Source organism: Acinetobacter sp. P8-3-8 (genome assembly GCF_000214135.1).
Taxonomy (GTDB): Bacteria; Pseudomonadota; Gammaproteobacteria; order Pseudomonadales; family Moraxellaceae; genus Acinetobacter.
This window is the reverse complement of the sequence record NZ_AFIE01000010.1, coordinates 54,466-67,674: the sequence shown is the minus strand read 5'-3', so window position 1 is coordinate 67,674 and position 13,209 is coordinate 54,466. Positions and strand designations below refer to the sequence as shown.

At 37.3% G+C, this 13,209-nt stretch carries 9 protein-coding genes; 4 read left to right on the top strand and 5 right to left on the bottom strand.

The genetic code is table 11. The annotated features are described in order from the left end of the window. Nucleotides 1-33 precede the first annotated feature (33 nt). From GGG_RS0106730 to GGG_RS0106715, 3 genes are all read right to left on the bottom strand, one after another. Nucleotides 34-1,050 (bottom strand): substrate-binding domain-containing protein, encoded by a 1,017-nt coding sequence (locus tag GGG_RS0106730; protein WP_010113300.1) that lies wholly within the window; start codon nt 1,048-1,050, stop codon nt 34-36. An 854-nt stretch (nt 1,051-1,904) separates the two neighbouring features. After that, nucleotides 1,905-3,437, bottom strand: a complete 1,533-nt coding sequence (locus GGG_RS0106720; RefSeq protein WP_010113296.1) for an aspartate aminotransferase family protein — start codon at nt 3,435-3,437, stop codon at nt 1,905-1,907. A gap of 3 nt (nt 3,438-3,440) precedes the next feature. Then, nucleotides 3,441-4,814, bottom strand: a complete 1,374-nt coding sequence (locus tag GGG_RS0106715) for a diaminobutyrate--2-oxoglutarate transaminase (RefSeq protein ID WP_010113294.1) — start codon at nt 4,812-4,814, stop codon at nt 3,441-3,443. A gap of 507 nt (nt 4,815-5,321) precedes the next feature. Between GGG_RS0106715 and GGG_RS0106710 the strand changes: the two genes are divergently transcribed. From GGG_RS0106710 to GGG_RS0106700, 3 genes are all read left to right on the top strand, one after another. Further along, the gene (locus tag GGG_RS0106710; protein ID WP_010113292.1) at nt 5,322-6,026 is read left to right on the top strand and encodes an SIMPL domain-containing protein; all 705 of its coding nucleotides are present in this window, start codon (nt 5,322-5,324) and stop codon (nt 6,024-6,026) included. A 241-nt stretch (nt 6,027-6,267) separates the two neighbouring features. After that, nucleotides 6,268-8,463 carry a TonB-dependent siderophore receptor gene (locus GGG_RS0106705; protein WP_010113290.1) on the top strand — a complete coding sequence of 732 codons (2,196 nt, stop codon included), beginning with the start codon at nt 6,268-6,270 and terminating at the stop codon, nt 8,461-8,463. A 146-nt stretch (nt 8,464-8,609) separates the two neighbouring features. Beyond that, nucleotides 8,610-9,380: a TSUP family transporter gene (locus GGG_RS0106700; RefSeq protein WP_010113288.1), complete on the top strand. Its 771-nt coding sequence runs from the start codon at nt 8,610-8,612 to the stop codon at nt 9,378-9,380. A gap of 119 nt (nt 9,381-9,499) precedes the next feature. Here the strand turns inward: GGG_RS0106700 and GGG_RS0106695 are convergent, their stop codons facing one another. Both GGG_RS0106695 and GGG_RS0106690 read right to left on the bottom strand, forming a co-directional pair. Further along, nucleotides 9,500-10,594: an acyl-CoA desaturase gene (locus GGG_RS0106695; protein ID WP_010113287.1), complete on the bottom strand. Its 1,095-nt coding sequence runs from the start codon at nt 10,592-10,594 to the stop codon at nt 9,500-9,502. Nucleotides 10,595-10,606: 12 nt separating this feature from the next. Continuing rightward, entirely contained in the window at nt 10,607-11,674 is a 1,068-nt protein-coding gene (locus tag GGG_RS0106690; protein WP_010113285.1) for a ferredoxin reductase, read from the bottom strand. Between the two features lie 140 nt (nt 11,675-11,814). Between GGG_RS0106690 and fabR the strand changes: the two genes are divergently transcribed. Then, nucleotides 11,815-12,510 (top strand): HTH-type transcriptional repressor FabR, encoded by a 696-nt coding sequence (gene fabR, locus GGG_RS0106685; RefSeq protein WP_010113283.1) that lies wholly within the window; start codon nt 11,815-11,817, stop codon nt 12,508-12,510. The last annotated feature ends 699 nt before the right edge of the window (nt 12,511-13,209 follow it).

The window sequence follows — 13,209 nt, the reverse complement described above, 5'->3', positions numbered from 1 at the left end:
CGCCCACCATCAGCTTCGATTATGACTGATTAATTATTTACCAGCTTTAAATGTTGCAAGAACTTTTGCACGCTCAGAATCAGACATTGAGATTAAACCTGCTTTGTCTAATTTAGAACCTTTACCCGATACTTTTTTGTTCAAGAAGTATTCAGTATATTCTTTTAAACCTTTGATTGATTGTAAATGTTCGCCTTTAACATAAAAGTATAAAGGACGAGATACTGGGTAAGTACCATTCAGAATCGTTTGTTCAGAAGGTGTTACATTATTTACAGTTGCAACACGTAATTTGTCACGGTTTTGATCATAGAAACCTAGACCGAAAACACCTACTGCGTTTGGAGATGATTTTAAACGTGCAAGTGTCTCAGTATAATCACCAGCAATTTCAATCACTTTACCGTCTTTACGGAAAGATGAACATGCTTTTTTCTGAGCATCTTTGTCTAACTTTTTGAAGTAATCGTAACTTTCACAACCTGCTTCAACCATTTTCTCTTGGAACACTTCACGTGTACCGTGGTTAGATGCAGGGATCACTAAAGTAATCGCTTCATTCGGAAGTGATTTGTCAATTTGATTCCAACGTGTATACGGGTTTGGAACCAATTTACCATTTGATGGCAATTCAGCTGCTAATGCTGCAAATACGTGTTGTGGACGTAATTTATACGCCGCTTTGCTTGAATTTGATGCAAATACGATACCGTCATAACCAATTTTGATTTCTTGGATTTTATTCACGCCTGCTTTTTTACATGCTGCGATTTCAGTATCTTTAATTTTACGAGAAGCGTTTGCGATATCGATAGTGTTATCGCCCACACCTGAACAGAACTGTTTTAGACCAGCAGAACTACCGCCAGAACCTACAACAGGTGCTTTGTATTGTGGGAATGTATGACCAAATTCTTCTGCCACGATACTTGCATATGGAAGTACAGTTGAAGAACCAGCAATTTGGATCGTGTCACGAGCTGCATTAGCTGTGGTTGCAACCGCCGCCCCTGAAACAACTAAAGCAAGTGCAATGTGATTTAAGCGCATTCTTTTCTCTCTTAATAAGCTTGCAATTTTGAAGTACGCCATTTGTTAGTGATGTTGTACTTTTCGGATAACTGCATTTTGATTTTAAAATATGACAAAGAAGTTACAGCTTTATGACGCTTTTATGATAATTGATATTCCAGAATTGTTTTAATTAAAAATCTTTTAAATTCAATACGTAATAGAACGTAATATATTTTTATTTTTTTCTAATACTGTGAATCCAAATGTAATAATTCATTTTCATGTCACACATATTGATTTTTCATTCATCCAAATGAACGACAACATAAGTCGTACTCTCGTTAATTTTTGAGCAAAATTCGATTAAAATAGAAAAAAAGAGTAATGGTGAATGAAAATATTAAATCGTCAAGAATGGCATGAAACCTTTCTTAAAATGGTCGCATCAACCAGTATGATCACCTTTGTCATCAGTATGAGCAGTCTGATTATTTACATTTTATTATCACATATCAGCCAATCTTTTTTGATGCAGAATCTTTTGATTAGCTTTAGTTTTATTTCACTATTCATTCTCACCATGCAAACTCTACGTTCAATGTATCATGTCTATCATTTACCTTTAATGAATAGTTGCAGGCAGAATTATCAAAAAATTATTTTCTTTTGCAGCAGTTTCTCTATGGCACTGATCATACTGAGTTCATTTTTCTTAAGCTTTAGTAAAATGTTAAATGATTATTACAACTAATCTATACATCAACTTTTCAACCGCATACAGCCCATTTAAAGCCAAATAGGATGTAATTTAAAAACCTATCCATACGCTTACCAAATCAGCAAACATAAAAAGGAGATCATTAGATCTCCTTTTTACAACAGCATCGATATTAATCAATTGCAGGAGTATATGTACCATCAGCAATCGCATCTTTAATACGGTCAGCTTCTGCTAAAACAAGATTCAACAGACTCTGAACATTTTCTAAAGTTGCAACTGGGCTTAAAGTGGTCATTTTCAATGATTGAACATTACCGACTTTAGTTACACCAATATTGGCTTCACCACGTGCAAATAATTCATCTGCAACGTTTTGGTTTAAAGTATCAAGTAATTCAACTGGATAGCCTGCTGGAACAACACGGAACAATACCGAAGCGAATTGCGGATCAACCAGCATTTCTAAGCCTTCTGTTGCATTGATATATGCTGCAACATCACGTGTTAAATCAACACCATGATCGATCATTGAACCGTATAATTCTTCACCAAGTGATTCTACTGTCATCCACAATTTCAACGCATCAAAACGACGAGTTGTTTGTAATGACTTCGATACTAAGTTAGGAACGCCATGTTCTTCATCATAAGCAGAATTTAAATACTCAGCTTCATAATGCATGAAACGATAGTTCGCTTCATCTTTCAACAAGAATGCACCACATGAAATCGTTTGGAAATAATGCTTATGGAAGTCAAGTGTCACAGAATCTGACAATTCGATACCATCGAGCATTGAACGATAATCATTAGAAAGAATCAGTGCCCCACCCCATGCCGCATCGATATGCATCCACGCGCCATATTTATTGGTGATTTCACGAATTTTTTTCAGTGGGTCAATTGCACCTGCATCGGTTGTACCAGCTGTTGCAACAACACACGCCACGATCTTACCTTCTGCTTGAAGATGAGCCATGGTTTTTTCTAATGCATCTGCATCCATCTGTGCGTTTTCGTTCACTGGAACAGTCACAACAGATTGGAAGCCCATACCCATCATTGCCATGTTCTTTTGCACAGAGAAATGTGCATTTTCAGAACAAATGACTTTGACATTGCGCATCGCATCCGCAGGGATACCATCACGCTGTACAGACCATGGATTGCCGTTTTCGTCTTTCCAGTTTTTAGAAATGCATGCATCACGCGCCAGTAAAACGCCCATCAAGTTTGACTGTGTTCCACCTGAAGTGAACACGCCTGCTTGACCTGCGCCATAACCGACTTTTTGACGTAGCCAGTCAATCAACTGAACTTCCATCAAAGAACCCGCAGGACTTTGATCCCATGAATCCATCGACTGGTTAGTTGCATTGATCAACACTTCAGCAATTTGACTGGTCACCATCGTTGGGCAATGCAAATGTGCTAAAGAATGCGGATGATGTACTTTTAAGCTTTTATTTAAGAAAAGCTCAACCATACGTTCCAATGCTTTATGTACACCTAAACCTTCTTTTGAAGGATTAAATGCGATTGAACTGCGAAGATCTTTGATGCTTCCGCCAGTGTACATTTTATCGTTTTGCAACCATGCTGCGACCGCTTTGGTCGCCTCACCCATTGCTGACTCATAGTCAGCAATAGATTGAGCATCATTGCAGAGTAACGCTTTACGGTGTTCTGCAAAATCTACCATAACTTATGCGCCTCGAACTGCGACAAGCGCTTCAGCAACTGCTTTCTTAAAGCGAGCAAGTGCTTCAACACATTCTTCTTGAGTGATGATCAATGGGCAAAGTAAACGAATCACTGTACCGCTACGACCACCTTTCTCAAGCAACAATTTGTTATTAAAACAAGCCGTTTGAATTGCTGCAGCTAATTGTGAATCTGCAGGTAATGAACCCATATGATCTGCTGGTTTACGCTCATCGACGATTTCAACGCCAATCATCAAACCACGACCACGAACATTGCCAATACATGGAAATTCAGCAGCCATTTTTTTCAATTCAGCTTGTAAGAAATCACCACGTTCTTGCGCATTTTTCGCAAGATCTTGTTCTTTAATGGTTTTGATTGTCGCAAGACCAGTACCCATAGCCAATTGGTTACCACGGAAAGTACCCGTATGACCTGCTGGTTGCCATGCATCAAACTTACGTTTAATGGCTAACACAGCCAATGGTAAACTACCACCTACTGCTTTTGACATGACTACAACATCAGGTTCAATACCTGCATGTTCAAAGGCAAACATTTTACCTGAACGTGCAAAACCAGCTTGAACTTCATCAAGAATCAAGACAATGTTATGACGCTCAGTCACTTCACGGATTTTTTGTAACCATTTTGTTGGCGCAGTCACCACACCGCCTTCACCTTGAATTGCTTCAAGAATAACAGCTGCTGGCTTAGTTACACCGCTTTCAACATCTTCAATAAAGTTTTCGAAGAAATACGTTAAAGCATCTACACCTGCTTCACCGCCAAGCCCAAGTGGGCAGCGATATTCATGCGGATACGGCATAAATTGTACGCCTGGCATTAAGCCATTTACCGCATTTTTAGCAGATAAGTTACCTGTCATTGCCAGTGCACCATGAGTCATCCCATGATAGCCACCAGAAAAACTGATGACTGTGCTACGACCTGTATAAGTCTTTGCCAATTTAATTGCTGCTTCTGTACCATCTGCACCAGATGGGCCACAGAACTGTAAGCAATACTCTTCTTGACCACCCGGAAGCTGTTCAAGAAGTGCTTCAGTAAAAGCATCTTTTAAAGGCGTTGTTAAATCTAAAGTATGTAAAGGCAGACCACTCGCTAAAGTGTCCTGAATACTTTTAATTACCGCAGGATGATTATGACCTAAAGCCAATGTTCCTGCCCCAGCTAAACAATCGAGGTATTTTGTACCTTCAACATCGGTAACCCAACAACCATGTGCTTCCGCTATCGCTAACGGTAATTTACGTGGATAACTACGAACATTCGATTCCATCTGACTTTGGCGAGTCAAGTAGTATTCGTTTGTGGAAGTGGCAGCAGGATTTACAGAAGTAACGCTCATATCGAATTACCATCTCTGATATGGGTTGAAAGAAATAAGTCGGGTGACTTGCGGTCTTTTGACTCGGTGCTTTATAGAATCTAGTTAGAGTGCTTTATGTATTCATAACTAGGAGCGGAATGATACAGTTTTTTACGACAAAATAAATATCTTTTATGCACTTATCTCTATTCCATTTATCGAAAAAAACATTCAGCAAATTCTAAATAGTCATTATCATCATACTATGTGACAAAGCAAAGAAAACCCGATATTTATATTGATTCTTTAAAATTCGTATATTGTTTCAACTTACTGGGTTTCGTTTTTCTTCTAAGAAGCTGATTTATAGACCATTTAAAATTAATTCAAGTTGCAAATCATACGTAAATTATTACAATTACACCACAAATTATGCCAAAGTAATCCGCAAGTTATGCTTAATATCAAAAACACATTCAAAGTCATTTAATATAACTTTTAGTCAAATAGCCAAAAAATTTGACACACACTTTTTAAGGATTCGCCATGCGTTATTTAGCTTTAACTACCCTACTTTTAGGAACGACATTAAGCACTATGACTATTGCAGCTGAAAATGAGCCTTTAAATTACAATATTGTCAATGTACAAGCGGAAGCAACACGTCAAGTATCTAATGATGAAATGCACGCTGTACTTTTTATTGAAAAAACCAACAAACAACCCGCTGAGCTTTCATCACAAATTGCTCAATTGATGAATCAAGCAATGGCGATTGCTAAAAAATATCCACAAGTCAAAGTTGAAACTGGCTCACAAACCACTTATCCAGTGTATGACAATGACAATCAGAAATTGAAAGAATGGCGTGGACGTGCCGAAGTCCAAATCGAAAGTAAAGACTTTAAAGCAGCAAGTCAGTTAATTAGCGAGTTGCAACAAAACTTCCAAACGCAATCGATTAATTTCTCAGTCTCTGATGAACAGCGCAAGAAAGTTGAAAATGAATTGATGGTTGAAGCATCTAAAAGCTTTCAACAACGTGCTCAAATCATCACTCAAGCTTGGAATAAAACTGGCTATAACCTAGTAAACTTGAACTTAAATACCAGTAACTCTTACCCACAACCCGTAATGATGCGAGCAAGTATGGCAAAATTTGCGGATGTTGCAGCAGCGCCACCTCAAGATGTAGCTGCTGGAGAATCAAAAGTCACTGTGAATGCCAACGGTTCTATTCAACTTAAATAATTAGTGGATTAAATCCATACGCTTAAACCCTCAATACTTTTAAAAACCGTGCTCCTGCACGGTTTTTTATTTATTTTGATTATGAATTGCAGAAATAATCATTTTGTATCGGAAATTCAACTCATCTAAACAAGACAATAGTTATAAATGATAATCGTCATTATTTAAATTTACATAACAACAGATTAAGATACGCTCAATTCAAATTGCACATATTCTTATAGAATTTTCAAGGACGCTCATGTTACAAAGCTTAAAGTTCAAGCCATCCACGCTTAGCTATGCGATTGGATTATCTTTTCTCTCTGTTACGTCAGTAAGCTATGCAGAAAATGAAGACAATACTCAAACGCAGACCCTTGCTCCGATTGTTGTTCAAGCTAAAGGAAACTGGCTAGAAAATGCCAATGCAGAAAAAGTCCATAATCATGCAGGTGCACGAACCATTATCGATCGTAAAAAAATGGATGCCTCTGCAGTTACTTCTATCCGTGATGCATTAAAACAAGTTCCAGGTGTTCAAGTTCAAGATAGTAATGGTACAGGCGGTAGTGATGTATCTTTAAACTTGGGGGTTCGTGGTTTAACTTCACGTTTATCTCCTCGTTCAACCGTATTAATGGATGGCGTACCATTATCTTTTGCCCCTTATGGTCAGCCACAATTGTCTATGGCTCCCCTTTCTATGGGCAATATTGAGTCTGTTGATGTCGTTCGTGGTGCAGGTTCTGTCCGCTTTGGGCCACAAAACGTCGGTGGTATTATCAACTTTACAACACGTGCTATTCCTGAATATTTTTCGGGTTCTGTTGGTTTAACGACTGAATTTGCAACTGGCACAGATCAAATCAAATACAGTCCAAATCTGTTCATTGGTGGAACAATGGAGAATGGTTTGGGTCTTGCCCTACTTTACTCAGGCACCAAAGGTGATGGTTACCGAGAAGCCAATAATAAAATTGATATTGATGATGTGATGCTAAAAACATCGTATCAATTTACTGACCATGATCAAGTTGCAGTAAATCTGCATCATTATGAAGGTCGTGGTGAAATGCCTGAAGGTTTAACAGCCGCGCAATATGCTGAAAATCCTTATCAATCGAACCAAACACGTAACTATTTTGCAGGTCGCCGTTCTGACATTTCAGTGAAATATAGCCATAAAGATGACGTCAATAATTTTGAAGTCTTAGGCTATTATGTAGACTCTTTCCGTACCAGTGACCTTGAGTCTGCAATTGAAAATACGCCTAATAGCCGTATCAGTAACTCACCACGTGACTATAAATACTTTGGTATCGAACCTCGTTATTCAAGAGCTTATACATGGGGCAAAATGAATAATGAAGTAACCGTGGGCTATCGCTATTTGGAAGAAGACAGTTCTGAGTTTTCTGGTCGTACAGCACCGTATAATACGCTGACAGGCACACCTGGAACTCGTGTACCGAATACCACCAGTGATGGTGGAACAAAAGCACATGCAGTCTATATAGATAACCGTTTTGGCATAGGTGCATGGACCATTACACCAGGTGTACGTTTTGAATCGATTGAAACACACAATGATTTCACAGCATATCAAGGTGGTATTGCCAATAACACTGTGCATCCAAAGATTAAATCTGACGAATTTCTACCGAATATCGCAATACAATATGCTTTCAACGACCAATGGAATGTATTTGCAAATGCAGGCGTATCATTCGGTCCACAGCAGTATAACCAGCTTGTGACGACACGAACTATAAACAGTAAAAATACTGCGGTGACAACACTGGATGGTTTACACCCTGAAAAATCAAATAACTACGAAATTGGAACCAAATACTTAGGTAATGGTCTAAATGCTGAATTGACTGTATTTTACCTAGATTTTGACAAAGAACTTTTACTAGAACGTCCTGACAATATTGGTACAGGCATCTGGACCAATCTAGGTGCAACCAGTCATAAAGGTGTTGAAGCAGGTTTGAGCTATGACTTTGGTTCATTGTCAGATTCGTTAAAAGGTCTAAAAGCTTATAGCAATTATACCTTTACCAAAGCAGTCTCTGAAGCAGGTAAATTTGATGGTAAAGATTTACCTTATTACTCACGTCATGTTGCAAATTTAGGTATGGGTTATACGGTAAATAAATGGTCAGTCAATGCTGACATGTTTGCGCAATCTAAACAGCATGCACCGGGTTCTGGCGACGTTTATCAAACTGAAGAAACTGTAGATGGTCGTATCGGCGATATTCCGGGTTATTCAACTTTTGCTGTTCGTACTGGCTATAATTTTGGTAAAGATTTTTATGGTTTAAAAGTTGCGGGTGGAATTAAAAACCTATTTGATACTCAATACTTTACCCGCTCTTCGGACTCAACAGGTGGTAAGTATATAGGTCAACCACGTACCTTCTATCTACAAACTTCTGTTGATTTTTAAGCCCATTATTTAAAATACTTACTCATCGCCTTTTAAATAACCAAAGCCCTAATCTCACAACTTGAGATTAGGGCTTTTTTTAATTACTTTTATTTGAATATCTTCTATGATGGTTCTCTTAAAATAACGCTATAGAAAATTCAGTAATGGAATACCAAACAATACTGCTCAGCCTTGGTTTTTTTGCTTTTTGTGCAGGACTCATTGATGCTGCGGTTGGCGGTGGTGGTTTAGTCCAACTACCTGCACTGATGCATGCATTTCCAAAGCAAAGCTTAGCAACGATTTTTGGAACCAATAAAATCATAGCGATGGCAGGTACAGTTTCTTCAGCATTTGCTTACTATGAGAAAGTCACTATCAATTGGAAATTAATATTACCAACAATGCTCGCTGCATTTATATTTTCTTTCTTTGGAGCAATGTCGGTTTCGCTTATTCCAAAAGAATTGATGCGCTACGTTGTATTTTTCTTATTAATCATTATCGCCATTTATACCTTCGCTAAAAAAGATTTAGGTCAAATTCATACCGTATTACAAACCGGTAAAAAGGAAATCGCTTTAGGCTTATTTTTCGGTGCGTTGATTGGTTTCTATGATGGAATCTTCGGCCCGGGAACTGGAAGTTTTTTACTCTTTCTATTTGTTAAAGTCTTTGCCTTTGATTTTTTAAATGCTTCTGCATCAGCCAAATTGGTCAATGTCGCCACCAATATCTCGGCGATGTTCTTCTTTATTCCTTCTGGTCATATTCTTTGGATGGCTGGTATCATTTTAGCCGTATGTAATGTCTTGGGTTCATTTGCAGGAACAGCATTGGCTATAAAATATGGAAGTGGCTTCATTCGTATTTTCTTTTTGATTTTATTGATCTTTTTAATTGGTCGTATGGGCTATGATTTATTCATACATTGATAATTAAACTGTACCAATAGTTAAGTGCCAATATTCTGAATCTGTGAATAATTTCAATGCAATTTAAACGATAAAAAACCACTCGAAAGTGGTTTTTTGAAGAAATGCTTAAATCAAAACTATTTCTTAAACGGAAAAGCATATTTCACAATACGTCCAAGGACTTGACCGTACTGCTTAAACAAACTCGCATTGTTATAATTTATGCCATACTTTTTACATACTGCTTCGACCTTCGGTGCCATTTTACGGTAACGACGTGCAGGAACTTCTGGGAACAAATGGTGCTCAATTTGATGACTCAAATGCCCTGTCAAAATATGGAATGCTTCTGAACCCGTTAAGTTAGAAGAACCACGGATCTGACGCATATACCAGTGACCACGGCTTTCATTTTGTAATACAGATTTTGGAAATACTTCAACGTCTTTGGTAAAGTGTCCGCAGAAGATAATACTGAATGTCCAAATATTCCGAATACCATTCGCCACTAAATTTCCCGTAAATACAGGCAGTGCTGCTGGCCCTGCAATGAGCGGGAAGAATAAATAATCTTTCAAAAATTGCTGACCAATTTTTTTCTGTGTTGGCTTCCAATCTTGTTTAAATTGCGCCCAAGTCTTTCTCTTATAAATGAGCTTACCAATTTCAAGATTCTGAATAGCAACGCCCCACTGGAACAATAAACAGAAAGGAATGCTATAAAGCGGTTGCAGTAAATAACCAGGCTTCCATCTTTGTTCAGGGAACAAACGGAGTAAACCATAACCGATATCGTCATCCATACCTTTAATATTGGTATAAGTATGATGTTTATAGTTATGTGTCTGACGCCAGTTGTCTGAAGTCCCAACGGTATCCCATTCGTAGGTCGTCCCTTTAAAACGTGGATCATTCATCCAGTCGTATTGTCCATGCATGACATTATGACCCAACTCCATGTTTTCCATGATTTTGGCAAAACCGAGCAGCCCTGTACCCAATAACCACGCTGGCGGGAACCAACCTGCAAATAAACAAGCTCGCCCTAAAATACTGCTATAACGAATCGCTGCATAAACCTTCTTGATATATTTGGCATCTTTCTCACCAATATCATCAAGTACTTCTTGTTTAATTGCATCCAACTCACGTGCTAATTCATCCAATTCAAATTGTGTTAATTCACGATTTTTAGGATTGGTAAAATATTGAATTTTAACTGGCATATTCATGATAAAACTCGCTTAAATATCGATAACTAAATCAGTTTGAGCTGTGTTGACGCAGATTCTGAGCAAATTATTTGGTTCTGAATTCTCTGAGCCATTGACGAGATTCTTTGTTGCACCCTGCGCTTTGTTACACGCACATTTGTTGCAAATTCCCATACGACAACCATGTTGCGGTTTAATGTTTTGCTGTTCTAGCCCTGCTAAAATCGATTGCCCTTTTGGAATCGCAACCACTTTATTCGACTGAGTCAGGGTAACATTGATAAAACCCGTATCATCAGTGATGATTGGCGTTAGACTAAAAGCTTCACTTTTAAAATCTTGCACATTTTCAAACAACGCTTCAGCCGTAGTCACAAAGCCTGAAGGACCACAGACATAAACCGTACTTTTTTGAAGATTCTCAATATTGTGAATATGGGCATCATTCAATCTTGAATCTGCTTGTTGTTCCTGCGTATAAAACACTTCAAATTTGAATTGTGAAAATTGCGCATTCCAGTGATCAAATTCTTGCTTAAACGCTACATCTTCATGCTTTTTGACCCAATACATTAAATGTACAGCTTGTTGACTCAATTGCCCCTTCGCTGCAAGTTGCTTGATTAGGCTATACATCGGTGTAATTCCACTGCCTGCCGCCAAAAGAATCAGCATTTGTGCGTTTTGCGGAAGTAGCATTTCGCCATAAGGTAAGCCGAACTCAATCACGTCGCCCATTTCTGCTTTGTCGTTCAACCATTGGCTGACGATACCTTGATCTACTTTTTTGACAGTGAGAAGTACATGTTGTGCATCAAGTTTCGTCAAGCTATAGGTTCTTTCGTAACGAACGCCTTTTATTTCAATAATCACAGGATGGTGTTGCCCTGCGAGCCCCATTTTAAAATGACGATTGACTTGAATCGTTAAGCTGACAGTATCCGCAGCAGATTGTTGCTTTTGAACAATTTTTCCTAAAGCCTGCTGAACAGACCATAATGGATTTATTTTTTGTAGCCAGAAATTTACATTATCTTGACCTAAAACAATGTCAAACATCGAATTTACAGGAGATTTTTGCTTTTCAATAGCGTGCATTTGAGCTCACCATTTGTCTAAATTTTAATTATTATACACATGTATATATATTTGTATATACGTTTGTATTGTATCTGGGCGTTTCATTTATGTGACTTCAAACGCTATAATGGTTAAATAATTTAATTTATTTGATATTTATGAATCAGACTTCTGCAATTCCTCAGGATCCATCTACACTTCAAGAGCAGTATCATGAGCTTGAGAAAGTATCTGTGCGTACTGTTGGCAGAAAGGCAACGATTACTAAAGAAGAATTATTCCAAGCTGCACTGAACTTAATTGGTCCACAAAAAAGCATCTCGTCATTGAGCTTGAGAGAAGTTGCTCGTGAAGCAGGTATTGCTCCGAATAGCTTTTATCGACATTTCAAAGACATTGATGAATTAGCGATTGAATTAATTGAACTGTCTGGTGGTGTGTTACGTCGTATTTTGCATCAAGCACGGATTAAAGCGATTAAGCAAAGCAGTATTATTCGCAGTTCAGTTGAAGTGTTTATTGAACAATTAGATGCAGATGAAGGCAATCTCAGCCTTTTATTACGTGAAGGTTATACAGGTTCAATCCAATACAAACTTGCTGTAGATAAGCAATTGAACTATTTCCAACAAGAGCTGCAAGAAGATCTCATTCGTTTAGAACGTATCAATAATAGTAAATTAGCGCATCCTGATTTAGTTGCCAAAGCCATTACTCAATTGGTTTTTAACATGGGTGCAAAGGTCATTGATTTACCGATTAAAGAACGTAAAGCAGTGGCTGAACAAACCATGATTATGATCCGCATGCTTCTTGAAGGTTCACGCCATTTAGATGAAGCTCAAATTCGCTAATTACAGGCTTATTGTTTGATGATGATCTAACCTATCTGCTCTATAATTCAAGCAATAACGCTAATAAATCATTAGTTTGTTTTTTGGGTTCGAAGCATTAAAGTCAATTTCTGTGCTTAGCTATATGAATCCTGTAAATCCTGTATGAATAACGAACGTTTTTATAAAGGCTCATTACGAGCCTTCTATTTTTTAAGCTGGTTAAAAATCAGCCCCTTGTAAACTTTGTTTGCAAGCCTTTTAAATCATCAAATAATAAGCATAAATACTTTAATAAAAACTCCCCCCTATTTAGTTTAATTCAATTATTCAAATTCATAGCATGCAATATCTGATATTTAATCCAACAAATGTTTATATTATTTATATTTTAAAATAATACCAATGCCTATATTAAATCCAACATATGTTTAAATAAACGATTATCATAAAATGTAAATAGAATACATCTTATAAAAAGGAGTGACATTTATAATCAAAAAAATAGCATTTTATATCAAAGAAAATAGACATAATTTATTTTATTCTTTGTTTTAAATCCAATTAACCAACAAAAGTATGATTATAACTTTTTTTAATTTTCAATAAAATTATTTAATGACAATTACTCATTTCAAATTTATTTATTGATCACTTTTTAGAACCCATTTAAAAAATTAAAAACCAACTATAAATACAACTACCAAACCCCAAAATTAG